This window comes from Neobacillus niacini, assembly GCF_000759675.1.
GTDB lineage: Bacteria > Bacillota > Bacilli > Bacillales > Cytobacillaceae > Neobacillus > Neobacillus niacini_A.
Map to the genome: position 1 here is coordinate 14,773 of NZ_BAWM01000005.1, position 25,790 is coordinate 40,562.

The following is a 25,790-nucleotide window of genomic DNA, read 5'->3' on the forward strand; positions in this document are numbered from 1 at the left end:
TTTAAAGGATAAACCGCATAAAATAGTTTTTTACGCTCTTTTCTTTATCTTTGTAACTGGTATACTTGCCCATTTAGGTGTATTGTGCTTTATTTTTGCCACAGCAATGGTCATATCATCTCCAATCAAGTTATCCCGTGAACGTATCACCTCTTCTAATATTAAATCTGATATTTCTTGAGGATCATCCGTTTGTAATTCTTGTATTTTCCGTTTCATCCACAAGTCGTAATTTTCTACATGCTTGGGACCCTCAAATATTCCATCGCTCATCATAATAAGAAGATCTCCGGCTTTCAATTGCTCACTAACCACATCCACTTCAAATTCTTCTAACATGCCTATTGGCAGATTACTTGCCTGGATTTTAATTACTTTATTTCCCCTTTTTATGAAACTAGGAGTTGAACCAATCTTTAAGAATTTAGCCGAAGCGTTTTGAAGATCAATCATGGCTAAGTCTAAGGTCGAAAAAATCTCATCTGTCGTTCGAAGCGAAAGAATGGAATTAACTGATTTAATTGCGACCCTTTCCTCTATACCTGATTGTAGTATTTTTTGTAAAAGCTGCAGTGTTTCTTTACTCTCATAATGAGCTCTTTCTCCATTCCCCATGCCATCACTGATAGCAATGGCAAATTTCCCCAACCCTAGTTCCATGGTAGAATAGCTGTCACCCGATACAAAACCACCATCCATTGCAGCGTGAGCCATCCCTGTTTCAACGGTATAGGCTTTTGACGATCGAAAGACTACATGGCAGAAACCGTTAGGATATGCAGCACATTCTTCGGAGGTAACGATAATTTGTTCACCGAGGATATCTGAAAGCATTGGCGCTATTAACTTTTCACACTCTCCATGTCCATTGCAGAACGGAACGGACATTTCGATATCCACATTTCCTGACTCAAGACTATAAATCTCTACATGCTCAACATGAACACCGAACGCTTGAATCGACTCCATAATTTGTTCTTCCTGCTTATGATGATTTTCTCTTTCACGCTGAATCTCTTTTGCAAAGTTATCCATTACCTCTGAAACACCAAGAAGTTGATCCGCTACTAGTTTCCTACTTTCCTGAACCTGTTTCTTTAATTTTTGGTTTGCTTGATAAAAGGTCAACTCTTGTCCGACCGCTTCATATACTCTTTTAGACCGGGTACAGTGCTTGTCCCACTCACGAGATAATTTAGGTGAAACTACTCCTTCATTTTGGTCCATCTCATGAATAATCTCTTCTAGATATCCATAGGTTGTATTAAAATTCTTCGCCCAACACTGTTCCTTCTTAAAGCATGTGTTACAGGTTTTTTCCGTTACATGGCTCATAAAATAATCCATTTCACGTTCATCTTCTTTATCGCTAGGCTTTGTTTCCATTTGCGAAAAACTATTTGAAAGTGCATGGAATACATTAGAAAATTGAGCTACTCTCTGTGCCGTCACATCACGCATTTTTCTCATGTATTTTTGTTGTTCAGATGTGTATTCCGGTGTACCAGGAATATATTTAGCCAATTTAGAGGTGAATATTTGGGGTGTCAATAGGAAAAGTAAAATAGCTGCGGCGGACTCCAATAGTGTAATCGTTAACGAACCGGAACCACCCTCCTGACCATACATTCCAATTAACAGTGTTGCAATAAACAAACCAACCGCAACGCCTATTTTTTTTCCTTCTTTTAATAAACCGCCTAATACCCCCGAAAAAGCAAGTAAACTCATATGAAAGAAGCTTGATACACTAGCAAGGCTAAAAATTAAACCAGTTACGACACCTACGGTCGAACCAACAGTGGCACCAGCTATAAATGAAAATACTAAAACAAGATAGCGAGACATAATATGTTCAACTGATAAATCGTAAATTTTCCAACCGATGGTCCCCGTCATAATCGAGGCAAGCATAATGATTAAGCAAACAATTTCCTCTGTTTTTAACAATTGTCTGCGCTTGTTCAAGATTAATAAGGGGATGCTCTGTAAAAAGATAAGCGTTAGGATAAAGGATAGACTTGTCTGAACACCTACCATCATTGCATCGTATAGTGTTAGTTGCTTAGAAATAATAAAAGCTTCGGCTAGCTTCCCCGTCCCTAGAATGATGGCCACAAAAAATGGAATCATTCTCATCTCATTTTTTATCCACCTTTCACTAATCCGATATATGACTAGAAAAAAGATGGATACCAAAAACGTAAAAGCTGCATTCTTTAAGGAGACAGTGGCAGCACCCGCAACCAATCCAACTAAGGCAAGTGGGGATCGATCTCTTTTTATTAAAAACACTGCAGCGAAAAATGGCAGACTAAAGGGAGCAAGCGTGGACAATATCAAAGCCCTTCCTAGTAAGAAACCTACCAAAAGTAAAAGGTAACCCTTAACAAGGAAGAAGGATTCAACTTTTAACTGGATTTTTTTCAAGACGCTATCCCAAGTCCTTTTAGAGGATTGAAAGTTAACCTCTCCGACCGGTTCTAGTAAACTCCGTTCTAGCTTTTCCATAAATCACACTCCTCTATTAATTCTCGTTAAAACTATTATAAAATTAATAGATTCAAAATTTTGTCAAATTAGTGAACGTATGCAAAGTTTCGTTCGACGGTTTTCACTATATTCATTCAAATAATGTTGACAAATTTAATTGATGTCGGAATACAGAGTTTTTTACAAAAAAAAAGCACCGATTATTATAATCGGTACTTCTTCTTTAATTTTGTCGAGCTGCAGCGCCAAGCCCCTCGGGGTCATAAGCCAATCCGTCAGAAAGGTTAAAGAGCAACCTTCCCGCCGGCTCGTCTTATGCCTGTCGGGGCTGTGACTGGCGCTTCCGCTTTTTTTGTATAGCGGCGGAGGGGATCGAACCCCCGACCTTACGGGTATGAACCGTACGCTCTAGCCAGCTGAGCTACACCGCCAAGTATTTAAGACACAAACTATATATTACATAGAGTGAAAATTAATGTCAATAAGTTTTTTTAAAACAAAAAAGACAAGCCGCTAGACCTGTCTTATATAGGCAATGTAGAAAACTCTGCTTCTATTAAAAAATAAGCAGCAAGTTAACCCCTTTTAGCTCCTCTTCCGCCACGCTTAGATTCCGTATGACGTTTTAAAGAAGTTAAACGATCCTCACTATCTTTTAAAAACTTCGCCATTTTTGACTCAAACGTCTCTGCTCTAGGAGCATTCCGATCGTTCGACCTGTTCTGACGAGGACGTTGTGAATGTGAGTTCGATTGTGAATGGGATCTTTGCGGCGCCTCTGGTCTATCTTTTGCCTTTTTTATGGATAGCCCAATTTTCCCATCTTTCCCGACATTGATGACTTTAACCTCTACTTGGTCACCAACTTTAAGATGATCATTGATATCTTTCACATAATTGTCAGCAACCTCACTGATGTGTACGAGTCCAGTTGAGCCATCAGGCAGCTCCACAAAAGCTCCGAAATTTGTAATCCCTGTTACCTTTCCCTGTAACTTGCTGCCTACTTCGATTGACATAAAAAGAATTTTCCTCCTTAAGAATTAAAAAAATCATACTTACTTTATATTATACAAAATGGGAAAAATAAGTGTCAATAAGACTAGTTATTGGGTGTTTTTACCTTCTTTTTCTTCAGGTATATTGAAGATAATTTCACCGTTTTCCGAGAAGAAATATTCTTTTCTAGCAAGCTTAGCAAGGTAATCATCATCATTTAACTTTACGATATCTTCTTTCAGGATTTCCTGTTGTTTTTTTAAATCAGACAGCTCTTGTTCTAGCTGTCTCTTTTGTGCCACTTTTTTATCTAAAGTGTAGTTCTGGGAAACAAAGCTAGTAATCATTAAATAGGACATGACAGTCGCAAAAACTAAAAAAATGAAAAGTCTTCTGAAAAGTAATTTCCTTTTTCTCGCCGATGCAATTTCTGCTATTTCTTGTTGGTGGACATAAGTTGACTGGATTTTTGCTATATTTTTATCTTTTACTGAACTCATTTCCCATCCCCCCTTACTTTTTTGGTTTTTTCCACTTTTTAATTATCTTTAGTAAATAATTCTTGATTTCCATAAAAATTCCTGCCGTTTTATTATATAACTTCTCGACGTATTTTTTAATACTTTTCGGCAAAAGTTTCCATAGGATTAATATTACTTTTACAAATGGTACCCATATTACCTTAAGAATAAATAATAAAACCTTTAAAATAAACTTGACAAGGGAAAAAAGCCCCCTGCCAAGTAAGATAATAATAGAAATTACCAACTGGATGAGACCAAGGACAGGTTTATAGATAAGTAGTTGGAAAGCTCTTGTCATAAATCGATAAATTGCTATTACAGTATTGATCATGAATTCAAGTAACTTTAAATAAATACCTTTAAATAAACTTTGATATGCAGCAAAACCACAAAGAAGGGCAACAAAAATGTAGAAACGTAATTCTCCATTGTTAACAAGGAATAAGATATAAAAAATGATCAATGCTTGAATGACCCAAAATAACAAGTCATTAAAAAAAACAATCCAAGACTTTCGGTTAGGTCGATTTAAGAAACGCTGATAGGTATCAAACATAACCCCAAACAGCGAACCCATCCCAATCATCGAAAGCATGGTAAGGAATTGAGTAGAAAGTGTCATCGGAACAACTTACTAAAGAACCCTTTAGCTTTCTCCCCATGCTGTTCATCTAGGTACACTAAGTCAAATATCTTTCCCTTAATGGAGACAATTCCCTTTTCAACATCGAGGTTCTTCATTTGTAGATTTTGCCCTTTAATCGCTAAAAAGCCCATGGAAGTCTCCAATAAGAACTCCTCATTATCAAAGCTCTCTACTTGTTTAACCCCTGTTATATCGAGGAGTTTTCTTCCCCTCATGATGACATCATGATCTGGAACAGTACTTTTGACAGGATTTGTTTCATAATATTGGCTCATCATTCATCCCTCACAATCATTTGTACAACCATTTATTACAATTTTATGTAAGGGATAATTGAATTAGAACAAGCCATTTCGTTGTTACCATTAGAACTGTGATTCACCGATTCTTTCGTCTTTGATAATCGTATACATCTCAGCGGCTGCTTCTTTTCGAGTGGTATCTTGAATCTGGTCAACTCTTGCTGTAACCAGTCTTTGTCCAAGACGGATCGTAAGCTCGTCACCAACTTTTACCGTTGAACTTGCTTTTGCTTCTTTTCCGTTTATGAGAATTCTCCCTTGATCGGATACCTCTTTAGCCAGCGTCCTTCTTTTTATTAATCTTGATACCTTTAAATACTTATCTAATCTCATTAATATATCCCCCAATTCTAAAGTCCTTTTGATTTTGCTTCATCCCAAAATTGATCAAGTTCCTCTAATGAATGCTCCTCAATAGACTTATTGCTTTCCTTAACTTTTTCTTCTATAAAACGAAACCTTCTAATAAACTTTTCATTGGTTTCAAATAATGCCTCTTCAGGATGGATATCTAAAAACCTAGCAACATTAACAAAAGCAAACAGGATATCTCCAAATTCCTTTTTTGCATGAAGAAGGCTCTCTTTCTTTATTTCATTCTCAAATTCCTCAAGCTCTTCTTTCACTTTCTCCAAAGCTGGTGTTATTTCCTGCCAATCAAAACCAACTTTCGCTGCTTTCTTCTGAATTTTGTAAGCTCTTAATAAATTCGGGATGGATTTGGAAATACCATCAAGAAGGGAGGCCTCTGTTTCACCTTTTTCCTGTTTCTTTATTTCCTGCCAGTTACGAAGGACTTCTGTTGAGTCTTCCGCTTTTCTATTTCCAAATACATGCGGGTGCCTGCGAATCATTTTAGCTGATAGTACCTCAATGACATCTTCAATCGCAAAATAGCCATCATCCTCACCAATTTGGGCATGAAGCATGACCTGCAGCAAAACATCACCAAGCTCTTCTATTATATGGTCAATATCACCATTATCTATTGCCTCAATTACTTCATAGGTTTCTTCAATTAAGTATTTCTTTAAGGATTCATGTGTTTGTTCCTTATCCCATGGACAGCCATTCGGACCTCTTAATACAGCAATAATCTCTCTTAACTTAGAGAAATTTTTCAGCAAAATTTGTTCATCTTTTACGGGAGGTACATAAACAGATGTGAGATTATCAAGGGTTACCTTTCGATCCAGCTCATACAAAGGGACGCGCTCTATTCGTTCATTCTTACTCCCAGCTGCTGAAACAATGACAACCTCATAATCATCAGGAAGCCTCTCCATAAGGGTTAGTTTAATATTAGAGGCTACAAACTGGTCATAGACTTGACTGATAAAAATATGCTGGTCGATTTGCAGCTGATTGGACCGGAGTGAGGTTCCATCTAAAAGCTGGAAGCCATCTACAGGATCAATTTTTAAAGATTGAAAAATGGCATCGACAAAGCTTTGACCTCCGCCAATGATGATGTCTATATCCTCTTTTGGACCATATTCTAACAGCAATTGAACAGTCCTTTCGGCAACCAGCGGATGACCAGGTACCGCGTAAATTACCTGCTCCACTTTTGCTTTTTGCAGTAAGTTCTGGACAATTTCTTGATATACCTCTTCAAACTGGTCATGCTTTTCATAAATGGAATCAAATGATGTAAAGCCCAGTCCTTCTTGAACTAGTTCATCAATAACGGGATGTTCCTTTGTTCTTAAGTAAACATGATTTGCCTTCATTAACTTTTTATAAACACCAAAGGGGAGCTGTTCAAAGTCTCCCGCTCCTAAACCGAGAACTTCAATTGTTTTATCCATATATTTTTAACTCCTATTCTTTTTAGGTAATAAAAGGCTTAATTTGCTGCCGAAAGGAAATAATGATAGTTCCTTTTCTAAAAAGACTCCACCTCTAACAATAATAAATAAGAATAGGAAGCCTCCGGAAAAGGCTCCGCCTAGCGCCTGGATAGCTGCCATTATCCTCTCGGTTCCAACCGGTATTGTTATCATATTTGTTAAGGCTAGATAGCCTTTTAATAGTAGCACCATCAATAAAGCTGCTGTCAAAAGTGTTCGTAGGAAGTGAAACGATAGCAGCGAAATGGACTTCATTTTTTTAAATTTTACATATAGAAGAAAGCAAACAAATACTAAAGTAATTAATGTAGCATAAGCTGCCCCCATTGTGCCAAATGTCGGGACGAATAAAGTATTTAGACCGTACTTTAAAGGAAATGTTGCAAGTACAGTAACTGCAGGAAAAAGTAATGACCCTAGACCTTGCATAATGGCAATAATTGTTGTAATGACTGAACTGAGGAGAATGACAAAACTAAGCATTCCTAACACCGATGAACCTGAGCTATCTTCAAATAACATAATATTGGCTGGTTCAATAATTGCCCAAAGGCCTACAGATGCCCCGACACCAATGACGATACTGATCCTAATGGCCAACTGAATTTTATCCTGTATGAAAGAAGTGTCCTTTTTTATCCTTGCACTCGTTATTAATGGAACAAGAGATAAGGACATCGATGCAGCCACAATGGTCCCTAACTGGATTAATGGCTGCCCACGGTCAAATATTCCTTTAATACCTTTGGCCATTTCTGTCCCATATCCATTCGCTGTAAGTAAGGAATAAAGGTTCAAGGCATCAGCTAATTGTATCAAAACCATCAGCATTCCACTAATACAGATCGTTAGACCTTGGTAGGTAAGCGTTTTTAAAATAGCGCCAACCTCTCGATAATAACCAACCAGTATTCCTTTTCTTGGAGCAATTATTCTCCATTCTTTACGAATCCAAAGGAATGTAAACAAAATAATGGCTGATACCATACTTCCCGTAATCGACCCAAACATTGCACCGCCACCAACCATATACAGTGAATAACCCAGCTTCGTGAGAGCATACGCCAAAAAGAGAATGGTGAAAGCTCTTATTAATTGTTCACCCACTTGTGATAGTGCAGTTGGCACCATGTCTCCCTTTCCCTGATAGTAACCTCTCAGAATGGAAGCAATCGGAAATAATAAAAAGACAATGGAGACAACCCTTAATAAAATGGCTAACTTTTCATCATTCATCCATAAAGCAATAGAATCGGCACCAAAATAAAGGATCAGAAAACAGATAAATCCAAATAACTGTAAAATGATAAATGATACAAATAAAAGTCGTCTTATTTTCTCATGATTGCCTTTTTCCCTTTGTTCAGCTAATAACTTAGAAATGACGACAGGAAAACCTGTTGTTGCCAAGACCATGGCAAGACCATAAAACGGGTATACCTGCTGATATATGTAAAAGCCAACATCACCAACAATGTTTTGAAACGGGATCCGATAAACAGCACTTAGGATTTTTGTTATAAATGCTGCAATGGCCAAAATAAAAGCTCCTCTAAAAAGAGCTTTTGATTGATTTACGTGCTTCATTTCTTATCTCCTAACTAACCAAACTCGACTGTATTATAGCATAATATAAAGCTTCAGCGCCTTATCCAGGCGCTCCTCAGAAAAGCTAACGCTTTTCTTTCGTGCGATGTATCGCTTCCGAAGCTTACTCTTGTGGAGCTGGATTTCGAAACAAATAAAAAAGACAGCAAAGGCTGCCTTTTTTATTTGTGAGAATAATATTAGTACTAGGACTCCATTTGTCTTGCTAAAAATCCAGCTGCAGTTTCAACAGCCTTTTTCTCTACTTCACCAAGTGTGCCTTCTTTTGCATAAATGATAACTGCTCCAATTGGGTCACCATTTGCAATAATTGGTCCAATTGTATAAGATGAGATGCTTTCGTCATTTCCATCTGCCAGTGCAATATCACCTTGCTGTGTAACAAGAACAGAATTACGGTCTTCCATGGTTTTTTCCACTAAATCGCTTATATTTTTATTTAAATAATCTTTTTTAGAACTACCTGCTAATGCAATATAACTATCTCTATCGCAAATTAATACCGGGTTTCCGAGGCTGTCAAAAAGGGCTTCTGCATATTCTTTGGCAAAATCGCTTAACTCGCTGATTGGTGAATATTTCTTTAAAATAACTTCTCCATCTCGATCTACAAAGATCTCTAACGGATCCCCCTCACGGATACGCAGAGTTCTGCGTATTTCTTTGGGAATGACAACACGACCCAAATCATCGATTCGACGAACTATTCCAGTTGCTTTCATCCAATGTTGCCTCACTTTCATCTGATGATTTTACTAACTTGGTAATGATATTCTTTCCTTTTGTAGGAATCATCACCAACTTTGAACTTAGTATCTTTCATCTGGAAAGTTCTATACACAATCATAATATTTTTTCACAAAGTGAAAAATATTCCAATTCTCGCGTAATGTGAGACAACTGGTTTTAGACAGGGTTCTCCTGACCCTTTTTCGCGGCTTGAAGCCCTTTAATCATCTCAAACGCTACATTTAGCCAGTGGGCTGTCTGATGACCTTTTGTCTGAAGGGTCATTTTAAGCTTCTGTCCTTCCATTCCCAGTCCAATCATTCGTGGATATTTACTGCTGATAGCAAAAACCTTTTGCCCATCTATCGCGCTGCTCGCACGTTCATTTACTAAAATAGTTACTTCCTGTTTAGCTTGTTTAATGATTTCAACTCCCGCTAAAAGCGCATAAACCTTCATTTCTGCCACCTGGAATAGAAAATCGACTTCTTCAGGATATTCACCAAAACGATCGAGCATTTCTGCTTGAAGTTCTTCAATATCCTCTAGCGTTTGCACACCTCTAAAACGCTTATACATTTCAATCTTTTGATGGCCATCTTTAATGTAGGTATCAGGAATATAGGCATCTATTTCTAAATCAATTTCCACAGTGGCTTTTTCCTCTGCTTTCAAATCACCTTTTCTTTCCTCAATCGCTTCTTTCAGCATTTGAGAATACAGATCGAATCCTACTGAGTCGATAAATCCATGCTGCTGGGCTCCTAGTAAATTACCTGCGCCCCTAATCGATAAGTCACGCATAGCAATTTTAAAACCGGAACCAAGTTCAGTAAATTCCTTTATAGCTTGTAAGCGCTTTTCAGCAACCTCAGTCAATACCTTATCCTTCCGATGCGTGAAATAAGCATAGGCAACACGATTTGACCTTCCTACACGCCCGCGAAGCTGATACAGCTGTGAAAGTCCCATTTTATCCGCATCATAGACAATCAATGTGTTAACATTCGGAATATCGACCCCGGTTTCAATGATGGTTGTGCTGACCAGAACATCAAACTCACCTGATAGAAAGCTGAGCATGACAGATTCCAATTCATTTTCTGACATTTGTCCATGTGCGAAAGTAACGCGAGCATCTGGAACAAGCATCGATATTTCTTCAGCCTTCCGTTCAATATCTTCTACTCTGTTATATAAAAAGTATACTTGTCCGTCACGTGCCAGTTCTCTCTCAATTGCCTCTCTGACAAGCGATCCGTTGTATTCCATTACGTAGGTTTGAACAGGAAAACGGTTTTCAGGCGGTGTCTCGATAACAGATAAGTCGCGGACACCAAGCATGGACATATGCAGCGTTCTAGGTATAGGTGTTGCTGTCAATGTTAATACATCAATATTTGTTTTTAACCTTTTTATCTTCTCTTTATGGGTTACCCCAAATCTTTGCTCTTCATCGATGATTAATAAGCCTAACTCACGATAAACGATATCTTTGGATAGAATACGGTGCGTTCCAACTACCACATCAACTGTACCTGCTTTTAATCCTTTGATTGTTTCTGTTTGTTGTTTTTTCGACCGGAAGCGACTTAGCAGGCCAATATTGATCGGATAGTCTTGAAATCTTTCTCTCATCGTTTCAAAATGCTGCTGGGCTAAAATCGTTGTTGGTACAAGCAGCGCCACTTGTTTACCATCTGCAATCGCTTTGAATGCAGCTCGAATGGCGACCTCCGTTTTTCCATAGCCAACATCACCACAAAGCAAACGGTCCATGGGTCTAGGTCTTTCCATATCCTTTTTAATCTCATGGATAGAGCGGAGCTGGTCCTCTGTTTCCTGGTAGGCAAACGCAGTTTCAAACTCCCTTTGCATGTCCCCATCCGGAGAAAATCCATAACCTACAGCTGCTTCACGTTCTGCATAAAGCTTGATTAAATCATCCGCAATGTCTTGAACCGATGATTGAACCTTCTTCTTTACCTTTTTCCAATCACTGCCGCCAAGTTTATAAATTTTGGGCTCTTTTCCTTCTGAAGCCACATACTTCTGAACAAGGTCAATTTGTTCAACTGGAACATAAAGCTTATCTGTTCCATGATAGCGGAGGTGGAGATAATCCTTATGAACTCCGTTAATAACGAGCGTTTCAATTCCTAAGTATTTTCCTATTCCGTGATTAACATGGACAACATAATCGCCAATTTTAAGTTCGGAATAACTCTTAATCCTTTCGGCATTTGAGAGCTTTTGTCTGTTGGCAGACTTTTTGACACGTTTAGTAAAAAGCTCCTCTTCCGTAATGACAGCTATCTTCTGAATGGAAAGCTCAAATCCAGTTTGCAGGTTCCCCTTCATAATCTGCACTTTTCCAGGTAAAAGCTGCTGATTGCTTCGTGAAATAGAAGCTTCTATTTCATAATCCTCTAAAACTCGTTCTAATTTTTTTACTCTGTCATCATCTGGTCCTAAAAAAAGAATCGAGTAATTTCCTTTTTTCCACCTGTCCACTTCAGCTTTAAGTAAGTGCATTTGTCCATGGAAATTTTGCATCTGTTTACAGGAAACATTGATAATATTTTGCGGACTTGTATTCACAACATGGCGAAGAAACAAACTCATATAAAGAATCGGAACCTCTTTTTTATGAAGCAAGCCATGTAAATCATGGGAAATATTCAAATCATGAATAATTTGACCTTCACCAAGCAGGGCGGTATACCATTCAGCCTCTTCTTTAATTAATGAGTCATTCATTTCTTGGACCCGGCTAATTTCATCAATAAATACCATTCCATTATGAGGAAGATAGTCTAGTAAACTAGTACCGCCTTCATATGCTAGTGAAAGATATTTAAATACTTGATCTGGTTTATGACTATTTTTTAATTGTTCGAGCTCATAACTAATATTTTGCGAGAGCTGAATCTTTGCTTTATCGTCCTTTAATTTTCGCAGACTTTTAGCCAAGCCATCCTCTAGCTTACCAATTAAGCGGCTATAATTCTCTGCTTCAAAAAGAACCTCAGTAGCAGGCCCAATTAAAACTTCACCTGTTTTTTCGATGGAACGCTGGTCTTCTAAGGAAAAATAGCGGATTGAATCGATCTCAGTATCAAATAATTCAATTCGTATAGGATTGCTCACCGTAAGTGGATAAATATCTATAATCCCGCCCCTTATACTAAACTCTCCAGGGGTGGAAACCATTTCTACCCGAATATATCCCATCTTAACAAATGTTGTTAGTACCTCTGTTACATCGAGATCATCGCCTATTTTGAATGTCAACTGGTACTTCTTCCAGACGTTTTTTGGCGGAATGACTTTTCTTAGCCCAGCAATAGGAACAATAATGACACCTTTATTTCTCTTACTTAAATGGTTTAAGGCTTCAATCCTTTGTGCCTTTAACTCAGGACTGGCAATACTCATCTCAGCCGCTATTAGTTCATTTGCTGGGAAAAGAAAAACTTCATCCTCACTTAATAGATTTACAATATCGTCATAGAGTTTTTGTGCTTGCAAGAGATTATGGGTAATAAAGAGAATCGGTCTGTTCATCTGCTCATAAATTGCAGCAGTTAGGACTGTTCTTGATGAACCCGATAATCCAGCAATAAGCTGTTCCTTCAAGCCTTCTTGGACTCCAGAAATGATAGAGTGAATATCTTCCTGATCTAGGAATAGTGATTTTAAACCTTTCAAAAGCTCGTTCCTCCTCTCTTTGAATCTTTTTTCGTATTTTAACTATTTTAACTTTAATGGTAGTGTTTAAAAAAATAGAAAAATGCTTTGGAGTGCTTTCCAAAGCTGTTTAATGAATGAGGAAATCATATTGGTGATAATCTGGATTTCTTTCTAATGCCTCCTGACAATCCTCACAAATGGCAGTAATGTGTATATTACCAGACATATCATACGCGACCATCTCTTGTCTTTCCTGCTCCGTTAATTTATGAAGACCGAGTGCTTCGCTGTGTATCGATGACTGTTCAATGGAACCTAGGTTTGTGCCACAATGACGGCAATGGTAATGAATGGCCACTCAGGTACCCTCCCTATTCTACTATTGATAATAGTATTTACGGTGAAGAGGGAAGTTATTCATTTGTTTTCTTTCATAAAAAAGAGAATTGGTTTATTTTATGAAAGAAAAGGTTATCTCATGAACAATTATTGATTAAATTCATTCATTACCTGTAAAAATGGTTTTTCCAACCAGGTTTTACACGCTTCCGCACTCTTTTGTACAGCTTCTTTTGTTAATCCAAATTCATTTTCATGAAAACGTCCTAGCACATAATCTGGAACCTTCATACCGTTTTTTGGCCGGTCAATCCCAATCCGTATTCTGTTAAATTCTTGGGTTCCGAGATGGGCAACCGTAGACTTTATCCCATTATGACCACCAGCACTTCCTTTTTGACGAAGCCTGATTTTTCCGACCGGCAAATCAAGATCATCATAGATTACTACAAAATCTTCGATCTCAATCTGATAATAGTCCATTATTGCTCTAATTGATTCTCCGGAGAGGTTCATATAAGTTAGTGGTTTTAATAAAACTACTTTTTCACCTTTATGAAAACCGATTCCAAATAGTCCTTTGAATTTTGATTGATTTAAAGGAATGGCTAATTGCTCTGCAAGCTCATCAATTACTTCAAATCCAATATTATGCCTCGTTTTGTCATATTGCTTCCCAGGGTTTCCTAAACCAACTATTAATTTCATTCTTATCCTCTCTTTCGGTCCAGTCCACCTGTTCATTAATTTTCGGAGCATCATAATCTCTCCCACTTAATAATACGTCTTTTTTGTGACAAATGCGACAAAAGACGTAACCCTGTCGAGGTTACGTCCACATCATTATGTCTAGCTCCAGTGCCTAGGGGCTCTAAGGTCTAAGCCAATCACCTCGGAAGGCAAAAATCGCTCCTTCTGTCAGCGCTGGTCTTTATGCCTGTCGCCCCAACCGAAGGCGCTTCCGCTTTTCTATTCTCCAATTGGTTCGGTTTCTCTACCTTCTTCGTTATCAGGATGGCCGCCTTCTTGCTGCTCACCTGCATTGATTTCTTCTTCTTGCTTAGGAGGCAGGATACTCGCGATAACTTCCTCTTCCTCATGGTTGATTGTAAACGATCCTTGATAAAGGATATCGGAAACCTTTAAGGTTTCACCAACCTGCAGGTTTGTCACATCCACTTCTATCTGCTGTGGAATTTCACTTGGAGTGGAAGTAATCGAAAGTTCATGTACAGGCTGCTGAAGTACACCGCCATCCTTAACACCAGCTGCTTCGCCAGTTAGGACGAGTCTTACCGTTACGTTAATTTTGGAGGATTTATCAACTGCAAGAAAATCGACATGGATAATTTCCTTTTTAATAAAATCCTCTTGATATTCAGTTAAAACGACATCATGCTTACTGCCGTCTATATCAAGAGAAATAACTCCATTTCTGCCTACGTTTCGGATTGTTTTTGTTAAATCTGCTGAGCTGACAAAAACAGGTTTACTTTCAATCTTCCGCCCATAGATTACAGCAGGAATATTACCAGTCTCTCTAATCTTCCTTAACTCTGAACTACGCAATTCCTTACGTTCCTTTGCTTGTAAAACCGTACTCATGAGTTTAGTCACCTTCCTAGTTTTGTTCTTAACTGTCTCTATAAAAATTCCCCAAAACAGGAAGGTCTAAACATTTATTTATTAAAAAGCGGAAGCGCCTTGCTCAGCCCCGACAGGCATAAGACGAGCCGGCATGAAGGTTGCTCTTTAACCTTCTTGCCGGATTGGCTTATGACCCCGAGGGGCTAGGCGCTGGAGCTAGATTCAAAAAAGGATTCAAGGAGATCAATCAAATAATGTGCTTACAGATTGTTCTTCATGGACACGAATAATCGCTTCTCCAAGTAATGGTGCTACTGAAAGGTTAATAATTTTATCTGTCTTTTTCTCTTCTGGGAGGGCAATAGAATTCGTAATCACTAATTCTTTAATTTTTGAATTTTGAATTCTGTCAATCGCAGGTCCAGACAGAACAGGGTGTGTACAGCAAGCATATACTTCTTTTGCACCGTTCTCAACTAGTGCATTTGCTGCAAGTGTTATAGTCCCTGCAGTGTCTATAATATCATCAATTAGGATAGCAATTTTACCTTCTATATTACCGACAATATTCATTACTTCAGCCACATTTGGGCGTGGACGACGTTTGTCAATAATCGCAATAGGTGCTTTTAATCGCTCTGCTAATTTTCTAGCTCTCGTTACACCTCCATGGTCAGGAGAAACGATAACAATATCACCATTAAATTCCCTCTTTTTAAAGTATTCCGCTAAAATCGGTACACCCATTAAATGATCTGTTGGAATTTCAAAGAAACCTTGAATCTGTGGTGCATGTAAATCTAAGCAGATTACACGGGTTGCACCTGCAGTTTCAAGAAGGTTTGCGACTAATTTAGCTGTAATTGGCTCACGTGCCCGTGCTTTACGGTCTTGTCGAGCATATCCATAGTATGGCATAACAATATTGATTGTCTTGGCAGAGGCTCTTTTCAAGGCGTCTATCATGATTAACAATTCCATGAGGTGTTCATTAACAGGTGAGCTAGTCGATTGAATGACATATACATCACAGCCACGGATACTCTCTTCGATATTAATTTGAATTTCTCCATCACTAAATCTTGTTACAGAGCTTTTTCCTAATTCCACACCAATAACCTTGGCAATCTCTCTCGCTAAAGGAAGATTTGAATTTAGACTGAATACCTTTAAATTTGGATCTAAGTATTGATTCGACATAATGCCCTCCAATATTAATGCTTATTTTTTCTTATTAAGTTTATCGACATAGTTTTCTTTGTTAACCTGCTGCGAACGTGCAATGGATAATGCATTGCCAGGAACATCCTTTGTTATTGTTGAACCTGCAGCAACATAAGCTCCTTTTCCAACGGTAACAGGAGCTACCAGATTAGAATTACAGCCTATAAAGACTTCATCCTCAATCTTCGTTAAAAATTTATTTTTTCCATCATAATTAACGGTTATCGAACCACATCCGATATTTACATCTTTGCCAACCTCAGCATCACCAATATAGCTTAAATGTGAAGCCTTGCTTCCCTTACCGAAAACAGCCTTCTTAATTTCAACAAAGTTTCCAATTTTCACTTCATCTAGAATAGCAGATTCAGGTCTTATATGAGCAAATGGACCAATATTAACCAGGGACCCAATAGAACTATTATAGGCGGCAGATTGACGGATTACCGTTTCATTCCCTACCTCACATGAATCAATTTCTGAGTTTGGACCGATTTGGCAATCTGCACCGATCACGGTCCTGCCTTTTAGGATTGTACCTGGTAGAACAATCGTATCCTGACCAATAACAACATCTGATTCAATGTATGCATTCGCCGGATCAACAATGGTGACTCCATTCCGCATATGACCTTCATTTATACGGCTGCGCATAATTCTTTCAGCTTCTGCCAAGGCAACTCTGTCGTTTACACCAAGTGTTTCTCCCAAATCCTTCGTTTGGAAGGCAGTAACCACTTCTCCCTGATTTTTTAGAATTTCAACGACGTCTGGCAGGTAATATTCACCTTGAACATTATCATTTGAAACCTTTTTTAATACTTCAAACAAGGCAGCATTGTCAAAGCAATAAGTACCTGTATTAATTTCATTTATTGCACGCTCAGCCTCAGTTGCATCTTTATGTTCAACAATCTTTTCAACAAGACCATTTTCATTTCGAATAATTCGACCATATCCTGTCGGGTCATCAATCCTTGCAGTAAGAATTGTTGCTTTTGCAGATAATTCTTCATGATGTTTAAATAAGGACTCCATCGTTTCTGCTTTAATTAGAGGAGTGTCACCACACACTACAATGGTAACTCCTTCTTTACCCTCAAGCATTTTTTGTGCCTGCATTACAGCATGCGCAGTCCCAAGCTGCTCTTCTTGAAGGGCATAATGACTTTCTTCCCCTAATTGAGCCTTTACCATTTCAGCTCCATGACCAATCACGGTAACCAGTTCTTGAATATTTAGCTTCCTCACTTGATCAACAACATGTTGAACCATCGGCTTACCGCATACAGGATGTAACACTTTATAAAGCTTTGACTTCATCCGGGTTCCTTGCCCTGCGGCCAAAATCACAGCATAACGATTAGACATGAGCAGTCCTCCAATTTACCTTTTTATCCATTAAAAATATTAACGTAATTAGTCAGTCATTTCAAGGAATGTTAGAAAAGTGTCCGAATTTGTTATTTTGAGAAAATTAGAGGATGTAATATAGAGGAGGAATGAGGGAGAAACAAAAAAAGAGCACTACTTATGTAGTAGGCTCTAGTTGAATACTACTTTCTAGGAAGCACCGGCTTCTTCAAATTCTACTTCTAATTCACCTAAACGATGATACTCAGCCAATACAGCTTCTTGAATTTTACCGCGCGTTCCAGAATTGATTGGATGCGCAATATCACGAAATTCTCCATCTGGAGTACGTTTACTTGGCATTGCGACAAACAAACCATTGTTTCCATCAATGACGCGGATGTCATGTACTACAAACTCATTGTCTAATGTAATTGATGCGATTGCTCTCATACGACCATCCGTGTTAACGCGGCGTAATCTTACGTCTGTTACTTCCATGTGCTCACACCCTTTTCATATGTTAAAAAGCTAGTGTTATTAATTCAACATGGAATCTAGTAAATCCTTCTTTTCTATCAAATATTTTAAAAATATTTTAGGCAAAATAATGAACATTTTTAAAAGTCAGACTTATTAATATTAAGTATTGTGGTTATAGAGAAAAATAAAAAAACGCTCGATTATTTCACGAGCGCAATTACTTCAATTTCAACCAAAGCATCTTTTGGTAACCGTGCTACCTCTACACAGGAACGCGCCGGTTTATTAGTTGAGAAATATTCACCATATATTTCATTTATATCTGCAAAATCATCCATACTCTTAATAAAAACAGTAGCCTTTACGACTGTTTCAAATGAAGCCCCTGCAGCTGTAAGCACGGCATCCAAATTTTTAAAAACCTGATGAGTCTGTTCTTTTATACCGCCTTCGATCATGACTCCCTCAGCTGTTAATGGGATTTGGCCAGAGCTATAAAAAAGATTGTTTACGATGATTCCTTGAGAATATGGTCCAATCGCGGCAGGCGCTTGGTTAGTTTGAACAACTTTCATACTATTCCTCCGTTCTGCGTTTAAAGTAGTTACCCTCTTTAACCTGAATCCTTTTTTCCTTTACATCCACATCAGTTAACTTAACAAGTGATTTGTATTCATCTACGAGTCGTTCTTCAATTTTTTCGGCTTCAACCAAAACGGCTATACCAGCTACTTGAGCATTAAATTCCTCTAGTAAGCTGATCATTCCCATAACGGTTCCACCTGCTTTCATAAAGTCATCGACAATTAAGACCCTGGAGCCTTGTGCCAAACTCCTTTTCGAAAGAACCATCGTTTGAATTCTTTTTGCCGACCCAGAAACATAGTTAATACTGACGGTTGGACCTTCTGTAACCTTACTGTCTCGTCTTACGATAACAACTGGTGTATTTAATTGACTCGCTACAGCATAAGCAAGGGGAATCCCCTTTGTTGCCACTGTCATGACCACATCAATTTTAGTATTTACATAGGCGGAAGCAATAATCCGACCAGCTTTTTGGACAATGGATGGATCGCCCAAAATATCAGTTAAATACAAGTATCCCCCTGGCAATAGCCGGTCAGGGTGTGCAATTAACGAACATAACTCATTCACAAACGGTCTTGCCTCATCATCACTTACATTTACAAAAAATTTAACCCCACCCGATGCTCCAGGTACAGTCTGCAACGTTCCGATTCCTCTTTGTTCGAAAGTCTCCTTAACTATTGTTAAGTCTTCACTGATAGAAGATTTTGCGGAAGAGTAACGTTCAGCAAAGAAGGTAAGCGGTACAAGCTGGCGCGGATGGTCAAGTAAATAGCTCGTCATATCTATCAATCGTTCACTGCGGCGAAACTTCATAGCAATCCTCCAAAAAGACGAATATTCTACTAACAGGATATCACTAATGTACGCTTTTAATCAAGAGTGTGTCGTTCACCGAGCATCCTTACAGCAAATACCTGATCGCAAAAACCTCTTAGCCCATTATAAATCCGATGCATTCTCGAATCGTGCTGGACAATGCCAAATACAGTTGGTCCGCTTCCACTCATCAGAACAGCATCTGCACCAAAACGTTTCATTTGTTCCTTTATTTGCGCTACCTCTGGATGAAGTTTTAATGTAACATCTTCAAGGACATTTCCGACATTTTCACATACCCTTTGATAATCATTGTTTTGAATCGCTTTGACCATCTCATCAATTTTTGGGTGCTTCATGCCATTTAAATCTAAACGCCGATAAACCTCCGCTGTCGAGACACCAATAAAAGGTTTCGCTAAAATGACCCAGCATGTTGGCGGAGCAGGAAGGTCCGTAATCATTTCACCTCTACCTTTTGCTAAAGCTGTACCGCCATACACACAAAATGATACATCCGAGCCTATTTCTGAACCGAGACTAGCTAATTCGTCCAATGTTAATCCGAGTTCCCAGAGTTTATTAAGACCCCTAAGAGTTGCAGCAGCATCACTACTTCCCCCCGCAAGTCCGGCCGCAACAGGGATTGTTTTTTCAATTGTTATTTGGACCCCTTTTTTTACTTGGTATCGGTCCTTTAACAATTGCGCCGCTTGAAAGGCAAGGTTCCTTTGGTCATCAGGAACATAGCGATTATGGGAAAGAATATGTATTTTGTCCTGTTCTAATAATGTCAGTTCAACACGGTCAGCCAAATCAATCGTCGTCATGATCATCTCAACTTCATGAAAACCATCAGGACGTTTATATAAAACATCCAAGGATAAATTAATCTTGGCTGGTGCTTTTACTAAAAGCTTCACTATGCACACCTACACTTCTATCGTTCATATATTTTTTTCCTATTTTACCACAAAACTTCTAATAGGAAAAAAGTCTATCAATAATATTTAAAAGCCAGGGGGATTCTGCCCCCTGGCTATACCGTGGTGTCTGTTTTGTTTAAACATTGAGAAGCAAGTGCTGCTTTTCAACTTGTGGCTGTGAACTACCTAAGTTAAGACTTCCTGTTGTTATTCATCAGCTGCTCTGAGGCTAGTTCAATCGCTCTTTTTACCATATTTCCTGCGTCCTTAGCTCTGATGCCGCCCCAACCCTCTTTTTGAACGACATCATAAAACCCAAGCTCTTTTGCAAGCTCTTCTTTAAATTGAGTAGACATTACACCTCTTCTTCTTGCCATCTAAACAACCCCTTTTATTACACTCACGGCACTATTAGTATGGTATATAGGAGTTTTTTCATTAATTTTATTTGATAATGGCTGTGTTAACCTTGTCTGTTGATTTCTACGCCAGGCACTTCGCTTTCCGGGGGCGGTCCGGGGGAGCCTCCTGCAGGACATTGAATAATCTTCACTGAATAAGCACCGCACGAAGAAAATGCGTTAGCATTTTCGAGGAGTCCTCGTGCCTTCCGCTCCAATCAACTTCGTGGCAAAATCAATAATGTGCTGTAAATACCCATTGCATAAATAGCAAAAGGCAGAAAATCAGATGATTTCCTGCCTAAAAAATTGCCTATATTCTAACTTAAAGCTATGTTTCCTGCTGCATCTTCATAGAAGGTTATTTGAACTGTTTCAGTAAGTACATCTGCATAGCTGTATGAAACTCGTTCAAATGCGTTTTCTTCTTGATCTAACTCGATTACAAAAACCGAAGGGTACGTTTCAGCTAAAACACCTGATCGTTCGATTGTTTTTCTACGTCCTCCGTTTGCCTTGAGCAACAATCTTTTCCCTAAATTTGAATCAAGAGCCTTTTTGATATCGGCTAAGGTTTTTGGCATTCGGTCCACCTCACTGTGTAAAGTATATCACACTGACATAGTCCTGTCAAATAAAAACATAAATTATATCAGTCCGACAAAAAGATTGTCAATATCTTTTCTTCTACTTTTTCTCCAAATTTTCAACAATCATTATGATTACCTTATTAAGGAAGGATTATGTGTAATAAAAAAAATAAGCCCTAGAAAAGTTTCGGCTAGATGACTTTGAGAACTGTCTAGCTCCAGGTGCCCTCGGCTCGGGGTCATGAGCCAATCCGTCAAGAAGTATAAAGAGCAACCTTCATGCCGGTTTGTCTTATGCCTGTCGCCGATAGGCAGGCACCTTCCTCTTTTCTATAAGGACTTATGATTCTTCTTCCTGGACAGGATTATAAGGCATTCCTGTTCGTAAGACTCCTTTAGTTTCAATGCCTCCCAGCCCTTTTTCTCCTGTTAATGTGTTTCTTAGTACATCCCAAACATTGATACTCTCCATAAATGGTGTAAAGCCGATTTTCACAACAATATAAACGGGGTCTAGGGCATGTATATTAATTCGTGATGGGGAACTAGCAAAGTTTGCACCTGCATGTATCAAAGATTCAAAGTGTGATTGGCAGGCACCTGCAAAAATGACGAGTTGGTCCAAATGGGGTATCTTCCTTCGTGCCTCCTTGACGGTTTGGACGAAGTGCTTCGAGTGGCGGTATGCATTTATATCTGTTATCTTTCCCTTCGCCTTTGAATAGGCATCATGGCCAGTAATGACTAAAATATCAGGACGGTATTGATCGATTAAACCGCCAATTTTATTTGGCATTTCTTTTTCTTTACAATGAATGCCGTAGACAGGAATACCAATTTTCTCGTATAAAGCCATGCACTTTTGTAAGTAATCTGGATCTCCATCTAAGTGAAGAACCTTTCCTGGAATTTGAAAATAATTGGCTGGTTGCACATAGCCGCCCGTCGCTTCATAATCCTGCCTTTGCTTTAGTAAATCAACGTCCTGTGCAAATAGACGGAAGGATTGCTCTTCAAGGGTTTTGTATTCCTGTACCATTTTTGACCTTACATTTTTGTTAATCACTACTAAATCCTCGTAAGGAGCATCTGCCACTAAGCGAACGTCTTCACCATATAGGACTGCAAATTTCTGGCCATTTAGTGTTTGAATATCAATAACTCGGAATAGAATATCACAGTTATAGGACCGTCTGCCGACAATATCCATCATCTTTATATTCACTGCTGTCACTCCAATTAGACCAGCATATAGGCCTTCCAAATAAAGTTTCTCTTTGATAGGCTATGCACCTACACATCGTTTTGTGATTCAACTAGTTGTTTAATACAAGGTCTAGACCATAAGAAAAGCGAAAGCGCCCTGGTCAGCGGCGTATGGCCTCCTCGTGAAAGCTAACGCTTTTCCTTCGTGCGAAGCCTATGCTGCCGAAGCGTTCCCTGTGGAGCGCTCCAACTGAGATAAAGGAAACACGAAGAGCCGGAGGCGCATTCGTGCTTGACTTATCGTAGGGCGGAGAGCGAAGGACACTAGCCGCTAGGGCGCTGTAGCTAGACAATTCTCAAAGTCGAAGTTTATTATTTCTTTTCAATAAAAAATAGACCTTAAAGGTCTATTGAAAGTAGTTTAGTAATTCGTCACTAAGAAGGCCAAATTCCTCAACGGAAAGAGTTTCCCCTCTTCTTGTCGGTTCGATTCCAGCTGCGTTTAAGGCTTTAATGATTTCTTCCTTCTTTTGTTTTCCATCTGGGAGTTGACTGGTTAAATTATTAAGTAATGTTTTTCTCCTTTGGGCAAAACTAGCTCGTGTAACTTGGAAAAAGAACTTTTCATCTTTTACTATTACTGCCGGCTGTTCTCTTCTTGTTAACCGGATTACTGCTGAATCTACATTCGGCTGGGGGACGAAAACTGTTTTCGGGACAATCATCACCGTCTCAGCCTTTGTGTAGTACTGTACAGCGATTGAAAGTGATCCGTATTCCTTTGTCCCCGGCTTCGCTGAAATACGATCTGCGACCTCTTTTTGAAGCATACACACGATACCTCGAATTGGGATTTGTTCCTCTAGCAGTTTCATAATAATCGGAGTAGTCACGTAATAAGGAAGATTGGCGACAACCATAAGGTCATCGATATTCGTAAATTCTGTATCTATGACTTCCTGAACATCTGCCTCCAGTATATCTTTATGTATCACTTTTACATTTTCATATGGTGAAAGCGTGTCCGACAATATCGGTAATAATCTTTGGTCAATTTCAAATGCAACAACTTTTTTACTCCTGCGAGCAAGCTGTTCTGTAAGAGCACCAATTCCAGGGCCAATTTCAATTGCCCCTGAATTTTCGCCCATATCTGCAAAATCAACAATTCTATGTAAGATGTTTGTATCAATTAAAAAGTTTTGACCCAGACTTTTCTTAAAAGAAAAGCCGTATTTTTCAAGTATCGCTCGTGTACGAATCGGGGTTGCAATGTCTTTATTCATTTTCTTCCTCCTGTATAACAACGGCAAGTGCCTCTGCAAATTCCTGCCTGCTGATTTGGAACATCATTAATCTTTTATATAATTGTTTCCCATTGGTATAACCAATTTTCAAAAATTTTCCCAACAAGATCCTTCGCTCTTTTGAACCTGGTCCGCCAATAAGTCCCGCTATAATTAAATCCTCTTGCGTGATTTCTTCTTTAATTGTCTCTGACATGATTTGTGCGTCTCTTAAAGCATTCCTTATCGCCTCTAGAGGAGCATGTTCAACACCAAGACCTTTTCCATTTTTAGCAATAGCGACTTCTTTCGGTAAAAAAGCGTGTTTACAGCCAGGTACTTTTTCTGCAATCGTTTTCCTGATTTTTTCACCTGGATAGTCGGGGTCTGTAAAGATAATAACCCCTCTAGTTTCTTGTGCTCTTTTAATTTTTTCGATGGTTTCTTCATTAATTGCAGAACCATTGGTTTCAATCGTATCTGCATCAACTGCTCGTTTAATCGTGGTGGTATCGTCTTTTCCTTCCACCACAATGAATTCCTGAATCTTCATTATTTCCTCCGCACAATTTTATAGAGGCTGTGTTAATTAGTCTATTGATTTCCGATCCAATAAACAAAAATTTAACTTTTACACAGCCATTATTAAAAAATAAAAAAATTTGAAAAAAAAATGAAACATTTTTGTAATGTCCGCCGTCTATATTAACAAATGCATTCATATCATTAAGTAAATAGCTTAATGTATTCGATGTAAGTATAAAGAATATTAATGAAAAAGCAAAATGCAGAGGCTGGATAAACCTCTGCACCGTTAAGCTTATTGTAATATCTTAATTTTAACTTTTCTGACTCCCCAGCGGAAAGCTTCCGCCTTTGTTGGGAAAAAGACATCAATTTTGTGTCCCTTAATGGCTCCACCAGTATCAGCCGCTACAGCATAGCCATAGCCTTCCACATAAACCTTCGTTCCGAGCGGAATAACTCGTGGGTCAACGGCAATTACTTTTGCACCTGGGTTAGCACGCAGATCAAATCCCGTTGCTGTTCTACCTGAACAGCCGTTACAATATGCAGTATAGGCAGTAGTATTAACATAAAACTCAGTTCCAGTTTCTGCTCCACGGGAAACTTGAAATTCTAATTCCTTCGTTCCGACAGCCACAACTTTATCGAGTTTCTCTCTTAGTTTCTGCTCACCGATTAATTTTCTAGAAACTTCGTTACCATTTTCCAAGATGACTTCATATTCTCTTGAAACAAGTCCATTTTTACCTTCATTAACAGTTATTTGTTTTCCTTTTTCTAAGCTCTCATCCTTCTTGGTGATAACGGCAAATTGAATTGGTTCTTCCACTACATCGGTGACTTTTTCTACGCGTATGACGTTAATAACGCCATCCTTTTGCAATGTCTCTGATAATGACGGTTCAACTCGGTCATATTCATTAAGTTTAATACCCTGTTGTGTTAAAAAGTCAGCGACCGTAGCCGAAGTGGACCATACCTGTTGCTCATTCCCGCCGTCAACTAGTGTAAGATGAAGAGCTACTTTAATGCGAATATCCATCTTGCTTTTGATCGTTTCATGCGGTTTTGGTGAAATTTCATCCTGTTCGTTCAATACAATTTGTTGCTCTTTTAGTAGCTCAGCGACTGTACCTGCTGTTGTCCATATCGTTTTTTTCTCGTTGTCTTGGACAATATGAACCTGCTTTGCTTGCTTCCAGACAATTTTTTGATTGTCTTTCACCTTCGCATCAGCTGAAGGTGACAAGTAGTCTTTTGAGTTGAGTGGTATTTCCAGTTGAGCGAATAAATCCCTAACCGTATCGGCATGCGTTTTTATTACTTTTTGCTGTCCGTTAAGAGTCAATGCAACGTTATACTTAGATCCTTCATAGTATGAAAAACCAAGAAGTGCTGCTAAAACTACAAAACTAGCAAAAGTGATCGCCAACCTTTTCTTACTCAAAGACTTGGAAAACAGGTTTTTCATGTTTTTGAATACGATGAAAAACGCCTCCTTCTCTCGGAGAGATTATTGAGAAACATGCTGTCGGCTGTCAACCCTTGCATTTGTTGTGAACGTATTTCCTATTATGCATATAGTTGGGAAATTTGCAAAGGAAAACTTC

25 protein-coding genes and 1 tRNA gene are annotated in these 25,790 nt (G+C 38.7%); all 26 read right to left on the bottom strand.

Annotation, left to right across the window (positions count from 1 at the left end; translation table 11 throughout):
• Nucleotides 1-30: 30 nt before the first annotated feature.
• Nucleotides 31-2,511: a stage II sporulation protein E gene (spoIIE, locus tag TR08_RS02620; RefSeq protein ID WP_045515555.1), complete on the bottom strand. Its 2,481-nt coding sequence runs from the start codon at nucleotides 2,509-2,511 to the stop codon at nucleotides 31-33.
• Nucleotides 2,512-2,850: 339 nt separating this feature from the next.
• Nucleotides 2,851-2,924, bottom strand: a tRNA-Met gene (locus TR08_RS02630).
• 144 nt (nucleotides 2,925-3,068) lie between these two features.
• Nucleotides 3,069-3,512, bottom strand: coding sequence for a S1 domain-containing RNA-binding protein (locus TR08_RS02635; protein WP_045515558.1), 444 nt, complete (start codon nucleotides 3,510-3,512; stop codon nucleotides 3,069-3,071).
• An 87-nt stretch (nucleotides 3,513-3,599) separates the two neighbouring features.
• Complete coding sequence (locus TR08_RS02640; RefSeq protein ID WP_045515559.1) at nucleotides 3,600-3,992, bottom strand: FtsB family cell division protein; 393 nt, start codon at nucleotides 3,990-3,992, stop codon at nucleotides 3,600-3,602.
• Nucleotides 3,993-4,005: 13 nt separating this feature from the next.
• On the bottom strand, nucleotides 4,006-4,638 hold the full coding sequence (gene yabQ / locus TR08_RS02645) for a spore cortex biosynthesis protein YabQ (RefSeq protein ID WP_045515560.1): 633 nt from the start codon (nucleotides 4,636-4,638) through the stop codon (nucleotides 4,006-4,008).
• Nucleotides 4,635-4,937 carry a sporulation protein YabP gene (yabP, locus tag TR08_RS02650; protein WP_045515561.1) on the bottom strand — a complete coding sequence of 101 codons (303 nt, stop codon included), beginning with the start codon at nucleotides 4,935-4,937 and terminating at the stop codon, nucleotides 4,635-4,637. Before yabP ends, yabQ begins: the two co-directional genes overlap by 4 nt.
• A gap of 90 nt (nucleotides 4,938-5,027) precedes the next feature.
• Nucleotides 5,028-5,297, bottom strand: a complete 270-nt coding sequence (locus tag TR08_RS02655; protein WP_045515562.1) for an RNA-binding S4 domain-containing protein — start codon at nucleotides 5,295-5,297, stop codon at nucleotides 5,028-5,030.
• 17 nt (nucleotides 5,298-5,314) lie between these two features.
• Nucleotides 5,315-6,775 (bottom strand): nucleoside triphosphate pyrophosphohydrolase, encoded by a 1,461-nt coding sequence (gene mazG / locus TR08_RS02660; RefSeq protein WP_045515563.1) that lies wholly within the window; start codon nucleotides 6,773-6,775, stop codon nucleotides 5,315-5,317.
• Nucleotides 6,776-6,781: 6 nt separating this feature from the next.
• On the bottom strand, nucleotides 6,782-8,404 hold the full coding sequence (locus TR08_RS02665; protein ID WP_045515565.1) for a putative polysaccharide biosynthesis protein: 1,623 nt from the start codon (nucleotides 8,402-8,404) through the stop codon (nucleotides 6,782-6,784).
• A gap of 206 nt (nucleotides 8,405-8,610) precedes the next feature.
• Nucleotides 8,611-9,147, bottom strand: a complete 537-nt coding sequence (gene spoVT / locus TR08_RS02670) for a stage V sporulation protein T (RefSeq protein ID WP_045515566.1) — start codon at nucleotides 9,145-9,147, stop codon at nucleotides 8,611-8,613.
• Between the two features lie 184 nt (nucleotides 9,148-9,331).
• Entirely contained in the window at nucleotides 9,332-12,865 is a 3,534-nt protein-coding gene (mfd, locus tag TR08_RS02675; RefSeq protein WP_045515568.1) for a transcription-repair coupling factor, read from the bottom strand.
• A gap of 109 nt (nucleotides 12,866-12,974) precedes the next feature.
• Entirely contained in the window at nucleotides 12,975-13,205 is a 231-nt protein-coding gene (locus tag TR08_RS02680) for an anti-sigma-F factor Fin family protein (RefSeq protein ID WP_045515569.1), read from the bottom strand.
• A gap of 128 nt (nucleotides 13,206-13,333) precedes the next feature.
• The gene (pth, locus tag TR08_RS02685) at nucleotides 13,334-13,894 is read right to left on the bottom strand and encodes an aminoacyl-tRNA hydrolase (protein ID WP_045515600.1); all 561 of its coding nucleotides are present in this window, start codon (nucleotides 13,892-13,894) and stop codon (nucleotides 13,334-13,336) included.
• A gap of 261 nt (nucleotides 13,895-14,155) precedes the next feature.
• Entirely contained in the window at nucleotides 14,156-14,791 is a 636-nt protein-coding gene (locus tag TR08_RS02690; protein WP_045515570.1) for a 50S ribosomal protein L25/general stress protein Ctc, read from the bottom strand.
• A 225-nt stretch (nucleotides 14,792-15,016) separates the two neighbouring features.
• On the bottom strand, nucleotides 15,017-15,973 hold the full coding sequence (locus TR08_RS02695; RefSeq protein WP_045515571.1) for a ribose-phosphate diphosphokinase: 957 nt from the start codon (nucleotides 15,971-15,973) through the stop codon (nucleotides 15,017-15,019).
• Between the two features lie 21 nt (nucleotides 15,974-15,994).
• The gene (glmU, locus tag TR08_RS02700; protein ID WP_045515572.1) at nucleotides 15,995-17,368 is read right to left on the bottom strand and encodes a bifunctional UDP-N-acetylglucosamine diphosphorylase/glucosamine-1-phosphate N-acetyltransferase GlmU; all 1,374 of its coding nucleotides are present in this window, start codon (nucleotides 17,366-17,368) and stop codon (nucleotides 15,995-15,997) included.
• A 192-nt stretch (nucleotides 17,369-17,560) separates the two neighbouring features.
• Complete coding sequence (gene spoVG, locus TR08_RS02705; RefSeq protein ID WP_003347151.1) at nucleotides 17,561-17,851, bottom strand: septation regulator SpoVG; 291 nt, start codon at nucleotides 17,849-17,851, stop codon at nucleotides 17,561-17,563.
• A gap of 182 nt (nucleotides 17,852-18,033) precedes the next feature.
• The gene (locus TR08_RS02710) at nucleotides 18,034-18,408 is read right to left on the bottom strand and encodes a RidA family protein (protein WP_045515575.1); all 375 of its coding nucleotides are present in this window, start codon (nucleotides 18,406-18,408) and stop codon (nucleotides 18,034-18,036) included.
• A gap of 1 nt (nucleotide 18,409) precedes the next feature.
• Nucleotides 18,410-19,240 (bottom strand): pur operon repressor, encoded by an 831-nt coding sequence (purR, locus tag TR08_RS02715; RefSeq protein ID WP_045515576.1) that lies wholly within the window; start codon nucleotides 19,238-19,240, stop codon nucleotides 18,410-18,412.
• Nucleotides 19,241-19,296: 56 nt separating this feature from the next.
• Complete coding sequence (ispE, locus tag TR08_RS02720; RefSeq protein WP_045515577.1) at nucleotides 19,297-20,166, bottom strand: 4-(cytidine 5'-diphospho)-2-C-methyl-D-erythritol kinase; 870 nt, start codon at nucleotides 20,164-20,166, stop codon at nucleotides 19,297-19,299.
• A gap of 194 nt (nucleotides 20,167-20,360) precedes the next feature.
• Nucleotides 20,361-20,546, bottom strand: coding sequence for a small, acid-soluble spore protein, alpha/beta type (locus TR08_RS02725; protein ID WP_045515578.1), 186 nt, complete (start codon nucleotides 20,544-20,546; stop codon nucleotides 20,361-20,363).
• Between the two features lie 344 nt (nucleotides 20,547-20,890).
• Nucleotides 20,891-21,154 (bottom strand): biofilm formation stimulator Veg, encoded by a 264-nt coding sequence (gene veg, locus TR08_RS02730; RefSeq protein WP_045515579.1) that lies wholly within the window; start codon nucleotides 21,152-21,154, stop codon nucleotides 20,891-20,893.
• 346 nt (nucleotides 21,155-21,500) lie between these two features.
• The gene (yabG, locus tag TR08_RS02735; protein WP_045515602.1) at nucleotides 21,501-22,385 is read right to left on the bottom strand and encodes a sporulation peptidase YabG; all 885 of its coding nucleotides are present in this window, start codon (nucleotides 22,383-22,385) and stop codon (nucleotides 21,501-21,503) included.
• Nucleotides 22,386-22,773: 388 nt separating this feature from the next.
• Complete coding sequence (gene rsmA / locus TR08_RS02740) at nucleotides 22,774-23,652, bottom strand: 16S rRNA (adenine(1518)-N(6)/adenine(1519)-N(6))-dimethyltransferase RsmA (protein WP_045515580.1); 879 nt, start codon at nucleotides 23,650-23,652, stop codon at nucleotides 22,774-22,776.
• Complete coding sequence (gene rnmV / locus TR08_RS02745; protein ID WP_045515582.1) at nucleotides 23,645-24,205, bottom strand: ribonuclease M5; 561 nt, start codon at nucleotides 24,203-24,205, stop codon at nucleotides 23,645-23,647. Before rnmV ends, rsmA begins: the two co-directional genes overlap by 8 nt.
• A 267-nt stretch (nucleotides 24,206-24,472) precedes the next feature.
• Nucleotides 24,473-25,651, bottom strand: a complete 1,179-nt coding sequence (locus TR08_RS02750; RefSeq protein WP_045515583.1) for a G5 and 3D domain-containing protein — start codon at nucleotides 25,649-25,651, stop codon at nucleotides 24,473-24,475.
• Between the last annotated feature and the right edge of the window lie 139 nt (nucleotides 25,652-25,790).

Excerpts from the sequence above, each read along its gene's own strand:
- spoIIE (WP_045515555.1), bottom strand. The coding sequence starts at position 2,511 with ATGGAAAAGCTAGAACGGAGTTTACTAGAACCGGTCGGAGAGGTTAAC.
- TR08_RS02635 (WP_045515558.1), bottom strand. The coding sequence starts at position 3,512 with ATGTCAATCGAAGTAGGCAGCAAGTTACAGGGAAAGGTAACAGGGATT.
- TR08_RS02640 (WP_045515559.1), bottom strand. The coding sequence starts at position 3,992 with ATGAGTTCAGTAAAAGATAAAAATATAGCAAAAATCCAGTCAACTTAT.
- yabQ (WP_045515560.1), bottom strand. The coding sequence starts at position 4,638 with ATGACACTTTCTACTCAATTCCTTACCATGCTTTCGATGATTGGGATG.
- yabP (WP_045515561.1), bottom strand. The coding sequence starts at position 4,937 with ATGAGCCAATATTATGAAACAAATCCTGTCAAAAGTACTGTTCCAGAT.
- TR08_RS02655 (WP_045515562.1), bottom strand. The coding sequence starts at position 5,297 with ATGAGATTAGATAAGTATTTAAAGGTATCAAGATTAATAAAAAGAAGG.
- mazG (WP_045515563.1), bottom strand. The coding sequence starts at position 6,775 with ATGGATAAAACAATTGAAGTTCTCGGTTTAGGAGCGGGAGACTTTGAA.
- TR08_RS02665 (WP_045515565.1), bottom strand. The coding sequence starts at position 8,404 with ATGAAGCACGTAAATCAATCAAAAGCTCTTTTTAGAGGAGCTTTTATT.
- spoVT (WP_045515566.1), bottom strand. The coding sequence starts at position 9,147 with ATGAAAGCAACTGGAATAGTTCGTCGAATCGATGATTTGGGTCGTGTT.
- pth (WP_045515600.1), bottom strand. The coding sequence starts at position 13,894 with ATGAAATTAATAGTTGGTTTAGGAAACCCTGGGAAGCAATATGACAAA.
- TR08_RS02690 (WP_045515570.1), bottom strand. The coding sequence starts at position 14,791 with ATGAGTACGGTTTTACAAGCAAAGGAACGTAAGGAATTGCGTAGTTCA.
- TR08_RS02695 (WP_045515571.1), bottom strand. The coding sequence starts at position 15,973 with ATGTCGAATCAATACTTAGATCCAAATTTAAAGGTATTCAGTCTAAAT.
- glmU (WP_045515572.1), bottom strand. The coding sequence starts at position 17,368 with ATGTCTAATCGTTATGCTGTGATTTTGGCCGCAGGGCAAGGAACCCGG.
- spoVG (WP_003347151.1), bottom strand. The coding sequence starts at position 17,851 with ATGGAAGTAACAGACGTAAGATTACGCCGCGTTAACACGGATGGTCGT.
- TR08_RS02710 (WP_045515575.1), bottom strand. The coding sequence starts at position 18,408 with ATGAAAGTTGTTCAAACTAACCAAGCGCCTGCCGCGATTGGACCATAT.
- purR (WP_045515576.1), bottom strand. The coding sequence starts at position 19,240 with ATGAAGTTTCGCCGCAGTGAACGATTGATAGATATGACGAGCTATTTA.
- TR08_RS02725 (WP_045515578.1), bottom strand. The coding sequence starts at position 20,546 with ATGGCAAGAAGAAGAGGTGTAATGTCTACTCAATTTAAAGAAGAGCTT.
- veg (WP_045515579.1), bottom strand. The coding sequence starts at position 21,154 with ATGCCAAAAACCTTAGCCGATATCAAAAAGGCTCTTGATTCAAATTTA.
- rsmA (WP_045515580.1), bottom strand. The coding sequence starts at position 23,652 with ATGAATAAAGACATTGCAACCCCGATTCGTACACGAGCGATACTTGAA.
- rnmV (WP_045515582.1), bottom strand. The coding sequence starts at position 24,205 with ATGAAGATTCAGGAATTCATTGTGGTGGAAGGAAAAGACGATACCACC.
- TR08_RS02750 (WP_045515583.1), bottom strand. The coding sequence starts at position 25,651 with ATGAAAAACCTGTTTTCCAAGTCTTTGAGTAAGAAAAGGTTGGCGATC.